Source organism: Citrobacter sp. Cpo221, assembly GCF_030332345.1.
Taxonomy (GTDB): Bacteria; Pseudomonadota; Gammaproteobacteria; order Enterobacterales; family Enterobacteriaceae; genus Citrobacter; species Citrobacter portucalensis.
In genome coordinates this window covers 14,252-35,104 of sequence record NZ_JAOWIA010000052.1, presented here as the reverse complement: position 1 = coordinate 35,104, position 20,853 = coordinate 14,252, and the positions used below count along the sequence as shown (strand labels likewise).

General features: G+C 52.8%; 18 protein-coding genes. 8 read left to right on the top strand and 10 right to left on the bottom strand.

Annotation, left to right across the window (positions count from 1 at the left end; all coding sequences use genetic code 11):
- Positions 1 to 6 precede the first annotated feature (6 nt).
- From lgt to rppH, 3 genes are all read right to left on the bottom strand, one after another.
- Positions 7 to 882 carry a prolipoprotein diacylglyceryl transferase gene (lgt, locus tag OGY72_RS12135; protein ID WP_003825606.1) on the bottom strand — a complete coding sequence of 292 codons (876 nt, stop codon included), beginning with the start codon at positions 880 to 882 and terminating at the stop codon, positions 7 to 9.
- A gap of 190 nt (positions 883 to 1,072) precedes the next feature.
- Positions 1,073 to 3,319, bottom strand: a complete 2,247-nt coding sequence (gene ptsP / locus OGY72_RS12130; RefSeq protein ID WP_286547799.1) for a phosphoenolpyruvate--protein phosphotransferase — start codon at positions 3,317 to 3,319, stop codon at positions 1,073 to 1,075.
- A gap of 12 nt (positions 3,320 to 3,331) precedes the next feature.
- Positions 3,332 to 3,862, bottom strand: a complete 531-nt coding sequence (gene rppH, locus OGY72_RS12125; RefSeq protein WP_003825602.1) for an RNA pyrophosphohydrolase — start codon at positions 3,860 to 3,862, stop codon at positions 3,332 to 3,334.
- Positions 3,863 to 4,546: 684 nt separating this feature from the next.
- Here rppH and mutH point away from each other — a divergent pair.
- The 4 genes from mutH to OGY72_RS12105 all read left to right on the top strand — a co-directional run bounded on the left by mutH (position 4,547) and on the right by OGY72_RS12105 (position 7,541).
- Positions 4,547 to 5,242, top strand: coding sequence for a DNA mismatch repair endonuclease MutH (gene mutH / locus OGY72_RS12120; RefSeq protein WP_003825600.1), 696 nt, complete (start codon positions 4,547 to 4,549; stop codon positions 5,240 to 5,242).
- 75 nt (positions 5,243 to 5,317) lie between these two features.
- Positions 5,318 to 6,031, top strand: coding sequence for a TerC family protein (locus tag OGY72_RS12115; protein WP_003033961.1), 714 nt, complete (start codon positions 5,318 to 5,320; stop codon positions 6,029 to 6,031).
- Between the two features lie 144 nt (positions 6,032 to 6,175).
- Positions 6,176 to 6,394 carry a lipoprotein YgdR gene (gene ygdR / locus OGY72_RS12110; protein WP_000758660.1) on the top strand — a complete coding sequence of 73 codons (219 nt, stop codon included), beginning with the start codon at positions 6,176 to 6,178 and terminating at the stop codon, positions 6,392 to 6,394.
- 106 nt (positions 6,395 to 6,500) lie between these two features.
- Positions 6,501 to 7,541, top strand: a complete 1,041-nt coding sequence (locus OGY72_RS12105) for an NADP(H)-dependent aldo-keto reductase (protein WP_003825597.1) — start codon at positions 6,501 to 6,503, stop codon at positions 7,539 to 7,541.
- An 83-nt stretch (positions 7,542 to 7,624) separates the two neighbouring features.
- Here the strand turns inward: OGY72_RS12105 and lplT are convergent, their stop codons facing one another.
- Both lplT and aas read right to left on the bottom strand, forming a co-directional pair.
- Positions 7,625 to 8,818, bottom strand: a complete 1,194-nt coding sequence (gene lplT / locus OGY72_RS12100; RefSeq protein ID WP_008785713.1) for a lysophospholipid transporter LplT — start codon at positions 8,816 to 8,818, stop codon at positions 7,625 to 7,627.
- On the bottom strand, positions 8,811 to 10,970 hold the full coding sequence (gene aas / locus OGY72_RS12095) for a bifunctional acyl-ACP--phospholipid O-acyltransferase/long-chain-fatty-acid--ACP ligase (protein ID WP_286547798.1): 2,160 nt from the start codon (positions 10,968 to 10,970) through the stop codon (positions 8,811 to 8,813). The genes lplT and aas overlap by 8 nt, the downstream gene beginning before the upstream one ends.
- Before the next feature lie 597 nt (positions 10,971 to 11,567).
- Between aas and galR the strand changes: the two genes are divergently transcribed.
- Both galR and OGY72_RS12085 read left to right on the top strand, forming a co-directional pair.
- Positions 11,568 to 12,596, top strand: coding sequence for an HTH-type transcriptional regulator GalR (gene galR, locus OGY72_RS12090; protein WP_003033945.1), 1,029 nt, complete (start codon positions 11,568 to 11,570; stop codon positions 12,594 to 12,596).
- 13 nt (positions 12,597 to 12,609) lie between these two features.
- On the top strand, positions 12,610 to 13,620 hold the full coding sequence (locus tag OGY72_RS12085) for a LacI family DNA-binding transcriptional regulator (protein ID WP_181510309.1): 1,011 nt from the start codon (positions 12,610 to 12,612) through the stop codon (positions 13,618 to 13,620).
- A gap of 80 nt (positions 13,621 to 13,700) precedes the next feature.
- Here OGY72_RS12085 and lysA read toward each other — a convergent pair whose 3' ends face one another.
- A complete protein-coding gene (lysA, locus tag OGY72_RS12080) occupies positions 13,701 to 14,957 on the bottom strand; it encodes a diaminopimelate decarboxylase (RefSeq protein ID WP_126956633.1) in 1,257 nt (418 codons plus the stop codon).
- A gap of 118 nt (positions 14,958 to 15,075) precedes the next feature.
- Here lysA and OGY72_RS12075 point away from each other — a divergent pair, with 118 nt between their 5' ends.
- A complete protein-coding gene (locus OGY72_RS12075) occupies positions 15,076 to 16,011 on the top strand; it encodes a LysR family transcriptional regulator (RefSeq protein WP_008785717.1) in 936 nt (311 codons plus the stop codon).
- Here OGY72_RS12075 and OGY72_RS12070 read toward each other — a convergent pair.
- Positions 15,983 to 16,690, bottom strand: coding sequence for an aspartate/glutamate racemase (locus OGY72_RS12070; RefSeq protein WP_191236323.1), 708 nt, complete (start codon positions 16,688 to 16,690; stop codon positions 15,983 to 15,985). The two genes, OGY72_RS12075 and OGY72_RS12070, sit on opposite strands and share 29 nt — an antisense overlap.
- Positions 16,691 to 16,831: 141 nt before the next feature.
- On the opposite strand from OGY72_RS12070, the gene OGY72_RS12065 reads away from it, so the two are divergent.
- On the top strand, positions 16,832 to 17,158 hold the full coding sequence (locus OGY72_RS12065) for a cupin domain-containing protein (protein ID WP_003825583.1): 327 nt from the start codon (positions 16,832 to 16,834) through the stop codon (positions 17,156 to 17,158).
- Positions 17,159 to 17,264: 106 nt separating this feature from the next.
- On the opposite strand, the gene araE is transcribed toward OGY72_RS12065, so the two are convergent.
- From araE to kduI, 3 genes are all read right to left on the bottom strand, one after another.
- A complete protein-coding gene (gene araE, locus OGY72_RS12060; RefSeq protein WP_003033926.1) occupies positions 17,265 to 18,683 on the bottom strand; it encodes an arabinose-proton symporter AraE in 1,419 nt (472 codons plus the stop codon).
- Positions 18,684 to 18,998: 315 nt separating this feature from the next.
- The gene (gene kduD / locus OGY72_RS12055; protein WP_003033923.1) at positions 18,999 to 19,760 is read right to left on the bottom strand and encodes a 2-dehydro-3-deoxy-D-gluconate 5-dehydrogenase KduD; all 762 of its coding nucleotides are present in this window, start codon (positions 19,758 to 19,760) and stop codon (positions 18,999 to 19,001) included.
- A gap of 57 nt (positions 19,761 to 19,817) precedes the next feature.
- Positions 19,818 to 20,654 carry a 5-dehydro-4-deoxy-D-glucuronate isomerase gene (kduI, locus tag OGY72_RS12050; protein WP_286547797.1) on the bottom strand — a complete coding sequence of 279 codons (837 nt, stop codon included), beginning with the start codon at positions 20,652 to 20,654 and terminating at the stop codon, positions 19,818 to 19,820.
- Between the last annotated feature and the right edge of the window lie 199 nt (positions 20,655 to 20,853).

The following is a 20,853-nucleotide window of genomic DNA, read 5'->3' as shown; positions in this document are numbered from 1 at the left end:
GGTTCCTCAGGAAACGTGTTGCTGTGGGCTGCGGCGGTACGCCCAAACCATCATAATAATGCCTGCGACAATCATCGGGATAGAGAGGATCTGCCCCATGCTGATGTACTGTACCCAGGTGCCGGTAAACTGCGCATCCGGCTGGCGGAAGAATTCAACAATAATACGAAACGCGCCATAACCAATCAGGAACAGACCGGATACCGAACCCATCGGGCGTGGTTTGCGAATGTACAAGTTCAGAATGATAAACAGCACAACGCCTTCCAGCGCCATCTCATAAAGCTGTGAGGCGTGGCGTGGCAGCGAGCCGTAGGTATCAAAAATAGACTGCCATTGCGGGTTAGTTTGCAGCAGTAAAATATCTTCGGTACGGGAGCCCGGGAACAGCATGGCGTACTTGAAGTTCGGGTCAACGCGTCCCCACAGCTCACCGTTGATAAAGTTGCCCAGACGCCCAGCACCCAGGCCAAACGGAATCAGCGGGGCAATGAAATCAGAAACCTGGAAGAACGAACGCTTAGTGCGTTTGGCGAAGATAATCATCACCAGGATCACACCGATAAGTCCACCGTGGAAGGACATACCGCCGTCCCAGACGCGGAACAGATACAGGGGATTATCGAGGAATAACGGGAAGTTATAGAACAGTACGTAACCAATACGCCCACCGAGGAAAACCCCGAGGAAGCCCGCATACAGTAAGTTTTCTACTTCATTTTTGGTCCAGCCACTGCCCGGACGATTCGCGCGGCGCGTCGCCAGCCACATCGCGAAAATAAACCCCACCAAATACATTAAGCCGTACCAGTGAAGCGCGACGGGTCCGATTGAGAAAATGACCGGATCGAAATCCGGAAAATGCAGATAGCTACTGGTCATCTGTCACCACAAGTTCTTGTTATTTCGCTGAAGTCAGACAGCAATTGATAAGCGCGCCTGCATAATGCAGGCGCTCCAAAGGTGCGAATGATAGCACAAGGGGTTAGAAGCGGATGCCGGGAAGATGTAAAAGATCTGTATAGGTAATCTCTATCCCCCGTAATACCTGATAGCGCTACGCTTGTCAGACCTACAATCCCCCGCGAATCAAGCCCCCCATGCCACGACGCTCCATGAAGGCCGCTACCTGATGGCGTACTTCTGTTGCCATCTGTGCCTCCAGGCTGCGCTGCGCCAGCGTTTGCGCCTCATCAAAATCGATATGACGCAGCAGATATTTAACGCGGGCGACGGAACGACCGTTCATCGACAAATGACGGAAACCGAGACCGATCAGAATAGCCACGCACATCGGGTCGCCCGCCATTTCACCACACAGGCGCAAATCGATACCGCTTCTTTCGGCTTCCTGCGCAATCATCGCCAGCGCACGCAACATCCCCGGATGCAGGCTGTCATAAATGCTGGCTACCCGTGTGTTGTTACGATCGACGGCCAGTATGTACTGGGTAAGGTCGTTGGTTCCGACCGATATAAAGTCTATCCGGTTTGTCAGATGCGGCAGCATGAACACCATCGACGGAACTTCCAACATGATGCCAATGCGCGGTTTCGGGATCTCGTAACCGATCATCTCCTCCACTTCGCGTCCGGCGCGTTCAATCAAACGTCGCGCTTCGTCCACTTCATCGATGCTGGTTACCATCGGCAGCAAAATGCTCAGGTTTCCGGTTGCCGCATTCGCACGCAGCATAGCGCGAACCTGGATCAAAAAGATCTCCGGCTGATCGAGCGTTATGCGGATCCCTCGCCAGCCAAGGCACGGGTTCTCTTCACTGATCGGCATATAGGGCAGCTGTTTATCGGCGCCGACATCCAGCGTACGCAGGGTCACCGGCTTGTCGTTAAACATTTGCAGCATCCCCTGATACTGCGCAACCTGTTCTTCTTCCGAAGGAAATCCGCTTTGCAGCATGAACGGGATTTCGGTGCGATAGAGGCCAATGCCGTCGATTCGGCTACCCAGCTTTTCTTCATGTTCCGGGCTGAGACCCGCATTGAGCATCACCTTCACGCGCTCGCCGCTTTTCAGCTGTGCTGGCTGGTTGACGTCGTCTTCCGCCAGGCGGCTCAGCTCAATTTCTTCACTGATAAGACGCTGGTATTCCTGGATCAATACCGGTTCCGGATCGACCAGCAGTTCACCGCGATAACCGTCCACCACCAGCGTACGGCGATGCAGCACCGACGGCTGGATATCGGCCCCCATAACGGTAGGGATACCCAGCGCACGCACCATAATTGCCGCATGAGAGTTGGCTGCGCCGTCCCGGACAACCACGCCAACTAACCGGTCCTGAGGAAGCTCCGCCAGCGTGGTTGCTGAAAGTTCATCCGCCACCAGCACAAAGCGTTCCGGCCAGGCATTCGGCCCCTGGATAGAGTCATCAAGGTGGAACAGCAGACGCTGGCCCAGCGCGCGTAAATCTCCGGCCCGCTCTTTGAGGTAGTTATCGCTCAGCGCGGCGAACTGTTCGGCAAACTTTTCGATGACCGTTTTAACCGCCCACTCGGCCACCGAACCGTTATCCACTTCCGCAAACAGCTCGCGGCGCAGACGGGTATCGGAAAGCAAGTGCGAGTAAAGATCAAAGATCGCCGCCGTTTCTTTCTGCGCCCCAGCGGTAAAACGCTTGCTGTAGCGGCGGAATTCGTTCGCCGCCTCTTCCAGCGCACCGGTCAGTCGCTCGCGTTCAAGCACTGGATCCAGCGTTGAAGCCTGGTAGACCTGTTCCATCAACGGCAGTGTCGCATCCTGCCAACCTTCGGCTATTGCCACACCGGGAGCGGCAGGCAGCGCACGGATACGTGTTTGACGGTACTGACCGAACAGCGCGTTTAGCTGCGACTGCGAAAGTATGGCCGCCATTTGCGTGGCGAGCGTGACGAGGAAAGACTCTTCACTTTCATCGTACTGACGCAGCTCACGCTGCTGCACCACCAGCACACCTAAAAGCTGGCGACGCTGAATGATCGGTACGCCTAAGAATGCACGAAAACGCTCTTCTTTTACCGAAGGAATGTATTTAAAGCTGGGATGTTTTTGCGCATCGGCGAGGTTGATAGGTTCCGCCAGCCTGCCAACCAGGCCAACGATACCTTCATCAAACGCGAGTGCGACAGTGCGACCACGTGGTTTTTTTAGTCCCCGGGTCGCCATGAGGTAATAACAACGTCGATCGTGATCGGCCAGATAGACCGAGCAGACCTCGGTATCCATCGCAAGACAGATGTCGGTAACCAGTATATTCAGCGCTTCGTTCAGACGCGGAGCACTGGCCACCTTTTCGACTATTTCGCGCAGGCGGGTGAGCATAATTTGCGTAGCTTAACCTCTTTTACGTCTGTACGCAGGTGCGCTTTGCGGTTTAGGAGTGCTCTCCTGAAGCGCCATGACAACACTTGCGAATTCTTTCATCACCCTGCGATAGACATCGCGTTTAAATGACACCACCTGTCGAACCGGATACCAGTAACTCACCCAGCGCCAGCCGTCGAACTCAGGTGTACTGCTGGTTTGCATATTGATTTCAGCATCGCTACTGACCAATTGCAGAAGAAACCATTTTTGTTTCTGGCCGATACAAACCGGCTTCGTGTCCCAACGCACCAAACGTTTCGGTAACTTGTAACGCAACCAGTTACGAGTAGAAGCAAGGATCCGTACATCTTTACGACTGAGACCCACTTCTTCAAAGAGTTCCCGGTACATCGCCTGCTCTGCTGTCTCTCCTGCATTGATCCCACCTTGTGGGAATTGCCAGGAGTGCTGACCAAATCGCCGGGCCCACATGACCTGCCCCTGGCGGTTACAAATTACTATCCCTACATTCGGGCGGTAGCCATCGTCATCAATCACCGGACTACCTCAACATAAACCTTATATACAAACGATTGTTTCACACTCCTGAGGGGCGGTAAACCACTCTGTTAAGGGTGCGATATTCTAATAACAATTGAATAACTCACAGTTAAAGGCCGAGTTATAAACAGAAGAAGGGCAAGCAAGGCGATTTTATTCACCTTTTCTGTGGATATAGTTGTGAAGAAGTACGGAATTACTATGGGAAAACCCAGAACAGTCCGAATAAGACATTCGTCACATATCAAAAATACTCTTATACATTCATAAAGTTAAAACCGATCCACGCAGATAAACACACAGAAATGTGATGTGCATCACGCATACGATCTTCACGCTGATGAAAGATCGACCAGCGTTGGTTTTATCCACAGATTATGCCAATAAGTTAGGCACAATTTGTGTGAAAATTCGATTTTCGTCGCACGTCAAGGCTGTAAATTGAAACAGTAGTGGGGGTTTTTCACAGTTATCCCATCTTTCTGTGGATAACATGGTGTAAGATCCTGTTCATTGTCAGTGACCAGAATTGGAAAACCCGCTTCGCTGTTGCGCAACTCTGCGAACGTGAATCTAAAAACCAATATAAATCATAGAATTGAATAAAGCATGTGGAAAAAGATAAACTCTGTCCATACGGTATAAAATCACTGCTCATTTTTTCACCTAAGGGTTAACCCGATGCCAGAACTCCGTCCGTTGCTTTCTCCCCCTGAATCTGAAGCCCAGTTGCTGAGCCAGGCACGGCAGCTTTCGGGCTACGCGTTAGGAGAATTAGCGGCAATGGCGGGAATCATTACGCCGAAGGATCTTAAGCGCGATAAAGGCTGGATTGGCGTCCTGCTGGAAATCTGGCTCGGTGCCAGCGCGGGCAGTAAACCAGAGCAGGATTTTGCGGCGCTGGGCGTGGAGCTGAAAACGATCCCTGTGGACAGTCTTGGCAGACCGCTGGAAACCACCTTTGTGTGTGTGGCGCCGTTAACCGGCAATACCGGCGTCACCTGGGAAACCAGCCATGTACGGCACAAACTCAAACGTGTTCTGTGGATCCCGGTAGAAGGCGAACGCAGCATCCCTCTGGCTGAGCGCCGCGTCGGCTCTCCCCTGCTGTGGAGCCCGAATGAAGAAGAAGACCGGCAATTGCGTCTGGACTGGGAAGAGTTAATGGACATGATTGTGTTAGGTCATGTCGAACGCATCACCGCTCGCCATGGGGAAGTACTGCAACTGCGTCCTAAAGCCGCCAACGCCCGCGCGCTTACCGAGGCCATTGGCGCCAACGGCGAACCCATCCTGACCCTGCCACGCGGCTTTTACCTGAAAAAGAACTTCACCCGCGCATTGCTTGAGCGACATTTCTTGTTCCAGGCGCAATAGGCACCGTCCGGCCTTTCACCCGCCGCGTTACGGGCCTATAATTACCGCTTCTTTTTTTTGGCAGGACTTTGTTCGATGTTATTTGCATGGATAACCGATCCTAACGCCTGGCTTGCGCTCGGTACGCTGACGCTGCTGGAGATCGTTCTTGGGATCGACAATATTATTTTCCTTTCTCTGGTTGTAGCCAAACTCCCGACAGCGCAACGCAATCATGCCCGACGTATTGGGCTGGCGGCGGCGATGATCATGCGTCTGGCACTGCTGGCTTCTATCGCCTGGGTAACGCGGCTGACAAACCCGTTATTCGAGCTGTTTGGCGAGGCGATATCAGCACGCGACCTGATCCTTCTGCTGGGGGGATTGTTCCTGATCTGGAAAGCCAGTAAAGAGATCCACGAATCCATTGAAGGTGAGGAAGAAGGTCTGAAAACTCGCGTATCCTCTTTTCTGGGTGCGATTGTACAGATCATGTTGTTAGACATTATCTTCAGTCTGGATTCCGTGATTACTGCGGTAGGCTTGTCCGATCATCTGTTTATCATGATGGCGGCGGTGGTGATTGCCGTAGGCGTCATGATGTTTGCTGCTCGCCCGATTGGTGAGTTTGTCGATCGCCACCCTTCGGTAAAAATGCTGGCGCTCTCGTTTCTGATTCTGGTCGGTTTTACGCTGATTCTGGAAAGTTTCGACGTCCACGTTCCGAAAGGATATATCTATTTCGCCATGTTCTTCTCTATCGCGGTAGAGACCCTGAACCTGTGGCGTAATAAAAAAAATCCGCTCTGATGAAATCCATCGCTCCCCGCAAGGGGAGCGAATGCCAGCCACACCTACCCCTTCTCACAGTTTAAGATTTTACTGCTTTCACCCTGCACAACTTCGCGTTATTACTAAACTATTGTCAGACGCAGGCCATGTGAGGATAAGCAGATGAAAAAATGGGCAGTTTTGATTTCCGCCGTAGGACTGGCTTTTGCCGTTTCCGGATGCAGCAGCGATTATGTAATGGCGACAAAAGATGGTCGAATGATCCTGACCGATGGAAAACCAGAAATTGACGATGATACCGGTCTGGTGAGCTATCACGACCAGCAGGGCAATGCGATGCAGATTAACCGCGATGATGTGTCTCAAATCATTGAACGCTGATGGTTGAGGTCAGCAGCGCGCTGGCCTTAACAATTTTACTTCCCTTTTTCTCTTCCCTCAGCCATTTTTATAATCCTTATGTCGTGATTATAAAAAGGAAACGGCTATGCAATATCACCGTATACCCCACAGCTCGCTGGAAGTCAGTACACTGGGGCTGGGCACAATGACGTTTGGTGAACAAAACAGCGAAGCCGACGCACATGCACAGCTCGATTATGCCGTAGCACAGGGCATTAATTTGATCGACGTTGCCGAGATGTATCCGGTACCGCCGCGTCCTGAAACCCAGGGTCTCACCGAAACCTACGTAGGTAACTGGCTCGCCAAACACGGCAGCCGCGAAAAGCTGATCGTTGCTTCTAAGGTCAGCGGACCATCACGTAACAACGACAGCGGCATTCGACCGAATCAGGCGCTGGACCGTAAAAATATCCGTGAAGCGCTGCACGACAGCCTGAAAAGACTGAAAACCGATTATCTGGATCTGTATCAGGTTCACTGGCCGCAGCGCCCGACCAACTGTTTTGGTAAGTTAGGCTACAGCTGGACAGACTCCGCGCCGGTCGTTTCCCTTCTCGATACCCTGGACGCGCTGGCCGAGTTTCAGCGCGCCGGGAAAATTCGCTACATCGGCGTTTCTAATGAAACCGCGTTTGGCGTGATGCGCTATCTGCACCTGGCGGACAAACACGATCTGCCACGCATCGCCACCATCCAGAACCCCTACAGCCTGCTGAACCGCAGCTTTGAGGTTGGACTGGCTGAAGTGAGCCAGTATGAAGGCGTTGAGCTGCTGGCTTACTCTTGCCTGGGCTTCGGTACGTTAACCGGGAAATACCTGAACGGCGCGAAACCTGCCGGTGCACGCAATACGTTGTTTAGCCGTTTCACGCGCTACAGCGGCGAGCAGACGCAGAAAGCCGTTGCGGCCTATGTGGATATCGCGAAACGCCATAATCTGGATCCCGCGCAAATGGCGCTGGCATTCGTGCGTCGTCAGCCGTTTGTCGCCAGCACTTTGCTGGGCGCCACGACGATGGAGCAGCTAAAAACCAACGTTGAAAGTCTGCATCTGGAGTTGAGCGAAGAAGTACTGGCAGAGATTGAAGCGGTGCATCAGGTGTATACCTATCCTGCACCGTAACAGTTAGCGCCTGATGGCGCTACGCTTATCAGGCCTACAGACAACTTCCCTGTAGGCCTGATACGGCATCAGCATACAACAGACTAATGGCGGCGCTGCCAAATCCACAGCGCCGCAATCGCCAGCGCAAACAGCGCACCAAATCCAATACCAATCGCAACAGCCGGGATCCCCACCAGCACCGCCAGTGAGTAAATACCGAGCATCAGCAGCATCGCGCTGTTTTCGCCCAGGTTTTGCACTGCAATCGCATTACCTGCGCCGACGCTTTTCTTACCCCGTTCCTGCAGCAACGCATTCAGCGGCACCACAAAGAAGCCACCCGACACGCCGATAAGCATCAGCAATGCGTAGGCCGGAAGCAGCGAATGTTGAAGAGAGAAAATCAGCACCACGACGCCAATCAGGATCCCCGCAGGCATACAGCGCGACACGGTTTCCAGCGTTACCAGCTTCGCTGCCGCACCCGCACCAACCACAATCCCGATTGCTACCATGGCATTGAGGTAGGTCGGCGTGGCGTTATCGGTGATGCCGAGCGCCACCGGAACCCACAGCACCAGCAGAAAACGCAGCGTAACGCCCGCGCCCCAAAAAAGGCTGGTTCCCACCAACGAGAAGCGTGTTTCACCGTTGCGCCACAACGATGAAGCCGCACAGAAGAAACTGCGCGTCATTTTCCCCAGATGCCAGGACTGGCCAGGACGAGCCGCGGCCAGTTTCGGGATATACAGGTTAGCCACCACCGCGCCAGCATAGGCCAGGGCACAGGCAGAAAGCGCGGCAATTACGTGCCAGTCGGCCAGAACGCCGCCGGCGACAGAACCGAGCAAAATCGCGGCAATGGTGGAGGCTTCCATCAGGCCGTTAGCCTTCACCAGTTTGTCGCCGGTAGTCAGTTCACCGAGAATGCCATACTTGGCTGGTGAATACGCCGCCGCGCCGATTCCCACCAGCGTATACCCAAGAAACGGATTAATGCCGAAGCAAATACTCGCCGCGCCCAGCAATTTCAGAGCGTTCGCGAACATCATCACTCTGCCTTTGGCAAAGCTATCCGCCACCTGTCCCACAAAGGGGGCAAAAAGGATGTAAGCGCCCACAAACACCATTTGCAGGATCGGCTGACTCCAGTCCGGATAAAATTGCTCCTTCAGCAACGCCAGCGTAGCAAACAGCAACGCGTTATCGCCAAACGCCGACAGAAACTGTGCGGCGATAACGGACATCATCCCTTTGGACCAGATTGAAGTGTTAGTGTGCACTGACTCACTCATGTTGTTTTTCCGGCTCATCGACCCAGCTTTTCAGCGTAACAAAATCCGGCTTACCGCTGCCGAGTAATGGGAGTTGCTTCAGGTGGCGAATATCACGCGGTACAGCGAGTTCAGGTACGCCGTGCGCCCGCGCATACTGCTGTAGTTTTTCACGCGTAAGTTCGCTATCGGTAGTGAACAGCACCAGCGCCTCACCTTTGCTGGCATCACTCTTGATCGCCGTGGCGTGCATTTTGTCTGCAGATACCGCCAACGCAAGTTGCTCAACCATTTCCAGCGAAACCATCTCTCCGGCAATTTTAGCGAAACGCTTAGCGCGCCCCTGAATCTGTACAAAGCCGTTTTCATCAAAGCGCACGATGTCTCCGGTGTCATACCAGCCGCGCTCAATCTCACCTTGCGCATTCTCTGCCGTCGGCACTTCCAGCACGCCAGGTTTTTCAACGCGCAAATAGCCGCTCATAATATTAGGGCCTTTCAGCTGTAAACGCCCACCGTCCTCAATTCCCGGAACAGCCAACAGTCGAGCATCCATACCAGGCAAGATGCGCCCTACCGTTCCCGATTTTGCCGCCATTGGTACGTTAATCGACACAACCGGCGCACATTCCGTCACGCCATAGCCTTCAAGAACGCGCAGGCCAAATTTCTCCTGCCACAGCTGCTTTGTGCTGTCCTGAAGTTTTTCCGCTCCCGCCACCACATAGCGCAGGCGGTGGAAATCGTACGGATGCGCAAAACGCGCGTAGTTGCCGAGGAACGTTGAGGTACCAAACAACACGGTGCAGTTCCGGTCGTATACCAGCTCTGGCACAATGCGGTAATGCAGCGGGCTGGGATAAAGAAACACTTCTGCGCCAGTCAGTAGCGGCGTGAATAATCCCACCGTCAGGCCAAAGGAGTGGAACAGCGGCAGCGCCGACATAAAACGGTCATCGGCAGTGAAATCGGCAATCGTTTTAATCTGCTCAACGTTCGCCAGAATGCTTTTATGACTGTGGACCACACCTTTCGGATGGCCTTCTGAACCGGAGGTAAAGAGGATCACCGCAGCGTCTTCAGGCTGCTGCTTCACCTGCGCCAGATGAGGTGCCAGCAGATGTGAGAAAATCCATAGCTTATCGCTAAAGGTCACATCAGCTTTTAAGTCTTCCAGATAAACCCAACGCACCTGGGTGAGCTGTTCCGGTAAATGCCAGAGTTTGCCTTTATCGAGAAACTGTCGGGATGTGAAGATTGTTTTAATTTCAGACGCAGTAATGGCGCTGGTTAATCCTTTCAAGCCCGCGGTGTAGTTCATCATGGCCGGAATGCGTCGGCGCGCAATGGCGCCAAAAATGACCGCTGCGCTGATCCCCGCGTTTGGCAGCATCAGGCCGATTTTTTCACCTTCGACACTGTATTTTTCCAGAATACGGGCCACAAAGAGCGTCTTTGTCAGCAGCTTGCGGTAGCTGTCCGGGGTAAAGTTAACATCTTCAATGCAGTTTTTGCCTGCGCCAAAACGGTATTTCGCCGCCAGCAGCGACTCGTATAGCGTTTCACGCGGACGAACCGCCATGCGTGCTTCCATCATAATTTGATGCAGCATCTCTCCGGCGATTTTGCGGCGATCGCGAGCACGCGGTGCTTCCGGCATCGGCAGTTGTGTCGGCGGTAGGATGTGTAAGCGGATGCGCGGGAAGAATCGCTGTTTAACCAAACCTTTCAGGCGGCTAAAGCGGGAAAGCTCCGCGCCTTCAATGCGCACAGGAACGACCGTCGCCCCAGACTTTGCGGCGACAAACCCCGCGCCGTCATAAATTTTCATTAACGAACCGGACGTCGAAATACGTCCTTCCGGGAAAATAACCACCGGACGGCCCTGTTCGACCAGACGAACCAGATGTTTAATCGACATCGGTTTGGTTGGATCTAACGGTACGAAATCAATCAGCGGAGTTAGCCAGCGCATATACCATTGCTGGCTGATAGAGGTGTAAACAGCGAAGACGGGACGAATCGGTAAAAAGAGCGCCAACAGGATGCCGTCTATAAATGAGACATGGTTGGGAGTGATTAGAACGCGTTCTCCCTGTAGCGCGCTGACATCGCCCGTGACGCGAACGCGGAAAAGCACGCGAAACAGATTACGAAAAAAGCCAAATAGCATCTCAACTCCCTGTGCCATTAATTATATAAACATCAATGGTGGGAGAGTATACGAGTTGGGGAATGGACGCGACAGGTAACTGGTAAATACAATCCGAAAAAAAACCTGCGCATCCGCGCAGGTTGGTGCAAGAGACAGGTACGAAGTGCGTACCGAATAATCTCACCAATCAATACCTCTGGGATCTTGATTGTGGTCGTCAGCAGCCAGATACGCCAGTGCGAAAACGCAAAGGAATGAACCCAAATGCAACGAGTTGTGTAAATTATCGGTTACTGTTACAGATAGGCTGAAGGTAAAAAAAAACCTGCGCATCTGCGCAGGCTGGTGTAATTCTAGTGATCAACCCGAAAGTTGATTTCACCTATCAATACCTCTGGGATCTCAACTCTAGCAATCTGCTCAGTTCCCTCACCAGCGAACAATCGCAACAGCACATCGCAAAGTGTAAGCAAAAATTAGCATTTTCTATTTTCTGTCTTACTTCGCTCGTGTGCGCTCACATTTGCGACGTTCTGACAGGCAATCTGCTTGAACAGCCAGCCATTTTCCGTAACACTGACGGAATGTAAGCGTTTACCCACAACAGGTACTATCATGGCGACCATAAAGGATGTAGCCCGACTAGCTGGTGTATCAGTCGCCACCGTTTCTCGAGTGATCAATGATTCCCCTAAAGCCAGCGAAGCATCGCGCCTGGCCGTAACAAGTGCAATGGAATCACTCAGCTACCACCCCAACGCCAATGCGCGTGCGCTGGCACAACAATCCACAGAGACCATCGGTCTGGTGGTGGGAGATGTGTCCGATCCATTCTTTGGGGCAATGGTTAAAGCTGTCGAGCAGGTGGCCTATAACACCGGTAATTTTTTACTGATTGGTAACGGCTACCATAACGAACAGAAGGAACGACAGGCGATTGAACAGCTCATTCGCCACCGCTGCGCAGCCCTTGTTGTCCACGCAAAAATTATCCCGGATGCTGAGCTGGCATCACTCATGAAGCAAATCCCCGGCATGGTATTGATTAACCGAATTCTGCCGGGATTCGAACAACGATGCGTTGCCCTTGATGACCGTTTCGGCGCCTGGCTCGCGACCCGACACCTCATTCAACAAGGCCATACGCGCATTGGCTATCTGTGCTCCAATCACACGATTTCAGATGCGGAAGATCGTCTGCAAGGCTATTACGACGCGCTGGCAGAGAGCAATATTCCTGTCAGCGATCGCCTGGTAACGTTTGGTGAACCGGATGAAAGCGGCGGTGAACAGGCTATGACCGAGTTACTTGGCCGTGGCAAAAACTTCACTGCGGTAGCCTGCTACAACGACTCAATGGCGGCTGGTGCCATGGGCGTATTGAATGATAACGGCATTGATGTGCCGGGAGAAATCTCGCTGATTGGTTTTGATGATGTGCTGGTTTCCCGCTACGTGCGCCCGCGTTTGACCACGGTGCGCTACCCGATCGTGACGATGGCAACCCAGGCTGCCGAACTGGCGCTCGCGCTGGCGGAGAAGCGTCCCGTGCCTGAAATTACCCACGTTTTTAACCCAACTCTGGTGCGTCGCCATTCCGTTTCGACGCTGACAGAGCCGGGGAATTCATCGTCAAACGATTAACCAGGATAGCGTTATGACTACGATGTTGGACGTTTCACGACACGCAGGCGTCTCAAAAGCGACCGTTTCGCGCGTACTGAATGGCACGGGTCAGGTAAAAGAGAGCACGCGCCAGAAAGTGTTTAAGGCCATGCAGGCACTTGATTATCGGCCTAATTTTTTAGCGCGCTCTTTGGCAAACCGCACCAGCAACAGCATTGGTCTGGTAGTTTCCACATTTGATGGATTCTACTTTGGCCGCCTGCTGCAACAGGCTTCACGCCAGACGGAATCTCACGGCAAGCAGTTGATCGTCACCGACGGCCACGACACACCAGAGCGTGAGCAGGAAGCCGTGCAAATGCTGGCGGACAGGCAGTGCGACGCCATTATTCTCTATACCCGCTATATGAGTGAAAAGGCGATTATGTCGTTGATGAACAGCATTGCTATGCCCTTGCTGGTCATCAACCGTGATGTCAGCCAGGCCCGCGATCGCGCAATTTTCTTTGAACAGGAAGACGCGGCCTATCAGGCGGTCAATTATCTGATCTCCCAGGGCCATAGCGATATTGCTTGTATCACTGTGCCAGGCCATACGCCTACCGGTAAATCACGCCTGATGGGGTATCGTAAAGCGCTGGAAAAAAACGGTATTCCCTGGGATCCCGATAAGGTCAAATACGGCGACTCCACGATGACGCGAGGCTATGAGGCCTGCCGTGAACTGCTGGAGGAAGGGGTGAAATTTAGCGCCCTGTTCGCCTGTAACGATGACATGGCATTAGGCGCATCAAAAGCGTTACATCAGGCCGGGCTGAGGATCCCAACGGACGTCTCACTGTTTGGTTTTGATGATGCGCCCAGCGCCAAATGGCTGGAGCCGGGGCTGTCTACCGTTTATCTACCGATTGATACAATGATAACCACGGCAATCGACCAGGCTATCCGGCTGGCCAACGGCGAGAGCGTCGAGCCAATCCCACCGTTTACCGGCAAACTGGTACTACGTGATTCGGTGACGACGGGGCCGTATTACAAATAACATGCCGGATGGCGGCGCAAGCGCCTTATCCGGCCTACATCCCCGTAGGCCCGATAAGCGCAGCACCATCGGGCATTCCCTCAGATAAGCTCCAGCGCTAACAGCTCATCAATGGTCTGGCGACGGCGAATCAGCCGCGCCACGCCGTTATCGAACAAAACTTCCGGCAGCAGCGGACGGCTATTGTAGTTTGACGACATTGACGCGCCGTACGCCCCGGTATCATGCAGCACCAGATAATCGCCCGGCACCACCGCAGGCAACAGTCGGGTTTCCACATTTCCGCCCTCCTGCTGGGTAAACACATCGCCAGATTCGCACAGCGGCCCGGCTACCACGGTTTCCCGTTGCGGGGTGTGTTCCAGAGAGCGACCATCTCCTGCCAGCGCTGAGATATGGTGATAACTACCGTACATGGCCGGGCGCATTAGATCGTTGAAGCCCGCATCGATCAGCACAAAGTGGCGGCTCCCCATCTCTTTTACGCTACGTACCTGCGCCACTAACACACCGGCTTCCGCGACCAGAAAACGACCCGGCTCTATCTCAAGTGCGACCGGGTGGCCCAGGTGTTTAGCAATCTGTTCACGCGCAGCGTTCCACAATCCAAAGTAGTGATCGGTATCGATCGCCTCTTCCCCTTCGCGATACGGGATTGATAAACCACCGCCCGCGGAGATCGCCTCCAGATCCTGACCAAATTCAACCACCTGGCGCACCATTGCGCCGCACACCTGCTCCAGATGGCCGTAGTCTACGCCGGAGCCGATATGCATATGAATCCCCACCAGCTTCAGCTTATAGCGCTGAATCACCTCCAGCGCCGCGGGAAGATCGCTATACCAGATCCCGTGCTTGCTGTTTTCACCGCCGGTATTGGTTTTCTGGCTGTGCCCATGTCCAAAGCCAGGGTTTACGCGTAGCCACACGCGATGGCCCGGCGAGACCTGGCCCAGTTGTTCCAGCATATCCACCGACCCGGCATTTACCGGAATGCTCAATTCATGCACCCGCGCGAGCGTCGCTTCATCAATCATATCGGCGGTAAAGACTATCTCATCTTTCCCAGGTACAAAGCCTGCCGCCAGCGCACGTTCAATTTCGCCAAGCGAGACGGAATCAACCTTCACGCCCTGCTCGCGCATCAGACGCAAAATATGAATATTCGAACATGCCTTCTGAGCAAAACGCACCACGTCAAACTGACTCAGCTTAGCAATCTGGGCGCGAATAATCTGCGCATCATAGACCCACACCGGGCAGCCGAATTCGGCAGGCAAGCGCAGCAGGTTGTCGGCGGTCAGGTCAGTGTCAGTACTATTGAGTGGGCGTGGCATGGTGTGCTCCGGTATTGGCTTTTTTATGATTACGCCACAGCCCGAAAAGAATAAAAAATATCGTTTTATCGTGAGTCTATGCAAAAATGATATGGATTGATTCATTCGAGGATTGCCCATGCCCGCCGTTAACCTGCGACACATTGAAATTTTTCACGCCATCATGACGGCAGGCAATCTGACAGAAGCCGCGCGCATGCTACATACCTCGCAGCCCACCGTCAGCCGGGAACTGGCCCGATTCGAGAAAGTGCTGGGATTAACGCTGTTTGAACGCACGCGTGGCCGACTGCACCCAACCGTGCAAGGGTTACGTCTGTTTGAAGAGGTGCAACGTTCGTGGTATGGCCTTGATAGAATTGTGAGCGCCGCCGAAAGCCTGCGTGAGTTTCGCCAGGGCGAATTGTCGATTGTTTGCCTGCCGGTATTCTCACAGTCTTTTTTACCGCCGCTGCTGCAGCCATTCCTCGCACGCTATCCACAGGTCAATATTCAGATAGTGCCGCAGGAGTCACCGCTGCTGGAAGAGTGGCTGTCGGCGCAGCGCCACGATCTGGGGTTAACGGAAACGCTGCATACGCCTGCCGGAACGAAACGCACCGAATTGCTGGCGCTGGATGAAGTGTGCGTGCTGCCGCAGGGCCATCCGCTGACTAAGAAAGCGGTGTTAACGCCGCAGGATTTTCAGGGAGAAAACTACATCAGCCTGTCGCGCACCGACAGCTACCGTCAGCTACTGGATACACTGTTTAATGAGCACCAGGTGAAGCGCCGCATGGTGATTGAAACCCATAGCGCTGCTTCAATTTGTGCAATGGTGCGGGCGGGCGTTGGGATCTCGGTGGTAAACCCACTGACCGCGCTGGATTACGCCAGCAGCGGAGTCGTTATCCGCCGCTTCAGTATTTCGGTACCCTTTACAGTCAGCCTGATTCACCCACTTCATCGCCCCGCCTCGGCGCTGGTTGATGCTTTTACGGCACATCTGCAGGCCCATCTACCGAGGCTTATTGACCCACTGGAGGCTATTTTGCATCCGCAGCCGAAAGCATAAACGCCACCGCATCTTGCGCATGGATTGCCGCGGTGTCGAAAACCGGTAGTGGGCTTAGCTCGGTGGGAACCAGCAGACCAATCTCGGTACAGCCAAAGATCACCCCTTGCGCCCCCTGTTTCGCCAGTTGGTCGATGACGCCCAGGTAATAATCGCGGGAAGCCTCGCTGAATTCACCGAGACACAGCTCGTCGAAAATAATCTGGTTTATTTTCTGACGATCATCAGCTTCAGGGATCAGCGTGCTAATGCCAAATTCAGTCTGTAAACGCCCGCGGTAAAAATCCTGCTCCATGGTGTAACGCGTACCCAGTAGCGCCACGTTGCTCATTTGCTGCTTTTGTATCGCCCGCCCCGTCGCGTCGGCAATATGCAGAAACGGCACATCACAGGCGCTTTCAATCGCCTCAGCAACTTTGTGCATGGTGTTGGTACACAGCACAATTCCTTGCGCCCCGGCTTGCTGTAGCCCTGTGGCGGCCTGCGCGAGGATCTCACCGGCTCGCTGCCAGTCACCGCTTGACTGACAGGCTTCAATCTCGTGAAAATCCACGCTGTGCAACAGAATCTGTGCCGAATGCAGTCCACCCAGACGCTGTTTTACCCCTTCATTAATGAGTCGATAATAAGGAATGGTAGATTCCCAGCTCATACCGCCTAACAGACCGATCGTTTTCATCATTTCCCCTGACTCGTTGTTGTCTCTCCAGTGAACCAAAGATGTGATCAACTTTCCACATCTGTTGGCGTGCATTTCTTTTTTTAATTTTCTGATATAGCTTTAATGAAACATTGTTTTAATTAATTACAGGAAGGCCGGATGTTTATTTTTCATAAAGAGACCACGCTTGACGATCTGGGCAATGGCGTTACCCGGCGCATTCTTGCTCACGGCGGTAACATGATGGCGGTTGAGGTGAACTTCGAGCAAGGCGCAATCGGCCCGATGCACAATCATCCGCACGAGCAGTTGACTTACGTGTTGTCCGGTGAGTTTGAATTTACCATTGGCGAAGAGAAACATATCGTTAGGGCGGGCGATACCCTGTATAAACAGCCCAACATTATGCATGGCTGCGTCTGCTTAAAACCGGGAACGCTGCTGGATACCTTTACCCCAATTCGCGAAGATTTTCTGCACGGGTAAGGCGCTAATAAAAAAAACCGGGTCGCGTTGACGCTTTCCCGGCCTATAAGAGACTCCACTCGCAGGCCGGATAAGGCTGAACCGCCATCCGGCATGCTTGTCTGACTTACACCCCAATATCTCTTAACTTCTCGCCAGCCATCAGCTTACGTTCGATATGCTCCAGCGTGACGTTTTTGGTTTCTGGAATCAGCCAGAACGTAATACCAATAAACACGACATTCAGCGCAGTATAGAGCCAGAACGTACCGGCGGCACCAATGCTGTCGAGCAGCGTCAGGAACGTTGCGCCAATGATCATGTTCGACACCCAGTTGGTGGTGGTGGAGCAGGTAATACCAAAATCACGGCATTTCAGTGGCTGAATTTCCGAACACAGGATCCACACCACCGGCGCGGCGCTCATCGCATAGCCTGCAATACACATCATCGTCATACCAACTGACAGCCAGGATAGTCCACTGGAAGCCGTGCCATTATCAAACTGCATCAGACAATAACCAAGCACCAGCGTCCCGATGGCCATTACGCTGAAACCAATTTTCAGCGCCGGTTTACGTCCTGCTTTGTCGACCGTGAAGACGGCAATAAAGGTGGCGAACATAAACGTTAAGCCAACCACCAGCGTGGCAATCATCTGCTGCTCTGTGGTGGTAAAACCCGCCATTTTAAAAATGCGCGGCGCGTAATACATGATGATGTTCATCCCGGTGAACTGCTGCATCGCCTGCAGTAACATTCCGAGGAAAACCGCGCGACGCACGTTACGGTTAATTTTAAACAGCGCCCAACCACCCTGCTTCAGCTTCAGGCTTTCACGGATTTCGTTCAGCTCATCGCGGGCTTTTTCTGACGTATCGCGCAACATGCGCAGTACTTCTTCAGCTTCGATGTGGCGACCTTTCTCAGCCAGCCAGCGCGGGCTATTGGGCAAGAAAACAACCAGAATAATCAGCAATACAGCCGGAAGCGCCAGCACGCCAAGCATAGCGCGCCAGTTACCGCTGTAGCTGAACGCGGTATCGGACAAAAAGGCCAGAACGATACCCAGCGTCACCATCAGCTGATACATACTGATCATCTTGCCACGCACGTTTTCGCTGGCCATTTCGGAGAGATAGAGCGGTGCGGTGTAAGACGCGATCCCCACCGCTACGCCCAGCACCACGCGGGCAAAAATGAGCATTTCTACGCTGGAGGCAAACGCCGAGCCCAGAGATCCGACGACGAAAAGGATCGCGCCCGCCATCAGGCTGTATTTGCGCCCCAGGCGGAATGACAACCAACCGTTAAACAGCGCACCAATTGCCGCACCCAGCATCATGCTGCTTACCACCCACTCCTGCAGGCGGCTGGTCAACACAAAGTGATCGGTGATAAAAGGCAACGCGCCAGCAATCACGCCAATATCCAGGCCGAATAACAACCCTGCGACAGCCGCAGAGATAGAAACAAACATATTCATACGTCGCGTATCGCGCACTGGGCGCGGCGCTAAAGCAGCATCATTATTTATTGAGACCATTTTTTCCTGCCAGATACAGAGTAACCATGCCATTGAAAGTAAGGGATCCCTTGCAGGAAGCGTCAGGCGGGAAACGGCAAAAACATGGATGAAATAGCTACACCACATCGTTATGTGATGGATATTCCAATTTTAAAATTTACCGACAATCACTCAATTAAATTTAATTCATTGATATTAAAGAGTATTAAAAATCAATAATTCATATATATGGAAATAAATATGGAATAATTTATAACCACAATATGGATTTTATTAATCCGAATATAAAAAAACCCTGCCAGAGGGCAGGGTTTAACGGTTCTGGAAAGTGAATTAACGTGCCAGCCAGCCGCCATCTACTGCAACGGTATAGCCGTTGATATAGTCAGATGCGCTGGACGCCAGGAACACGACAGGCCCCATAAGATCGCTCGGCAGACCCCAACGACCCGCCGGAATACGATCGAGGATTTCTGCGCTACGTTGCTCATCAGCACGCAGCTGTTGAGTGTTATTCGTCGCCATGTAACCCGGTGCAATCGCGTTGACGTTGATGTTATGTTTTGCCCACTCGTTCGCCATCAGACGGGTAACGCCCATTACGCCGCTTTTAGACGCGGTGTAAGACGGCACGCGGATCCCGCCCTGGAAGGAAAGCATAGAGGCGATGTTGATAATTTTGCCGCCGTTACCCTGAGCGATAAAGTGCTTCGCCGCGGCCTGAGACATAAAGAACACGCTCTTAATGTTCAGGTTCATCACGTCATCCCAGTCTTTTTCGCTGAAGTCGATCGCATCGTCACGACGGATAAGACCCGCGTTGTTGACCAGAATATCGATATGGCCGAATTCTGCCACTGCGCGCTCCAGCAGCGCCGGAATACCATCGATTTGACGCAGATCGGCGGTCAGGCTTAAAAAACGGCGGCCCAGTGCGGTCACGCGTTCGATGGTTTCTGTCGGTTCAACAATATTGATACCGACGATATCGCAGCCCGCTTCAGCCAGGCCCAGCGCCATACCCTGACCCAAACCTGTGTCACAACCGGTCACAACGGCGACTTTACCTTCAAGAGAGAATGCATTCAAAATCATTGTAAATCCTTAATTTTTTATAATGCCCGCCGCAGCAGGCACGGCTGTCGCCCGCAACTAGCGCAGATCTTTTACTTCAACATGGTCCATATCATCAAAGACCTGGTTTTCGCCGACCATGCCCCAAATGAACGTATAAGCTTTTGTGCCGACACCGGAGTGAATAGACCAGCTTGGAGAAATCACCGCCTGTTCGTTGTGCATCACAATATGACGCGTTTCCTGAGGCTGACCCATCATGTGGAAGACGCAGGTATCTTCTTCCATATTGAAGTAGAAATAGACTTCCATACGACGTTCATGGGTATGACACGGCATGGTGTTCCACAGGTTACCCGGTGCCAGTTCAGTCAGACCCATGCTCAACTGGCAGGTTTCCAGAACATCCGGCACAAAGTATTTGTTGATGGTGCGACGATTGCTGGTAAGGTTATCGCCCAATGTCACTGGCGCAACGTCTGCAGGCGTGACTTTCTTAGTTGGGTAAGTCGAGTGTGCCGGTGCGCAGTTGTAGTAGAATTTCGCCGGTTTCGCCGCATCAATACTGGCGAATACCACTTCTTTTGCCCCTTTTCCGACGTACAGCGCGTCGCGATGACCAATTTCATAGCACTGGCCGTCAACGGTAATCGTGCCCGGGCCGCCGATATTGATCACACCCAGCTCACGACGTTCGAGGAAATAGGTTACGCCCAGCTGTTTGCCGACTTCGCCACCCACAGAGACGGTTTTGGTCACTGGCATAATGCCGCCAACAATGATGCGGTCGATGTGGCTGTAGACCATGGTGTATTCATCTGCGACAAACACTTCTTCGACCAAAAACTCATTACGCAGCCCCTGAGTGTCCAGGGTTTTCGCATGCGCACTATGGATACTTTGTCTTACGTCCACATTTACCTCCAGTGATAAATTGACCGTGAATGCTTAAACGAATAGCAAAACGCTGTTCCGTTTTATCTTATGCGCTCATGATATCCCTCCCTGAATGTGTTTTCAATTATAACTAAAACGTTGTTTCACTTTTTCCGCATCTTATTATCAAAAGTGTAAGTGCGATCACGCTAGCGCATATAAATCGCAAAAATGGTTT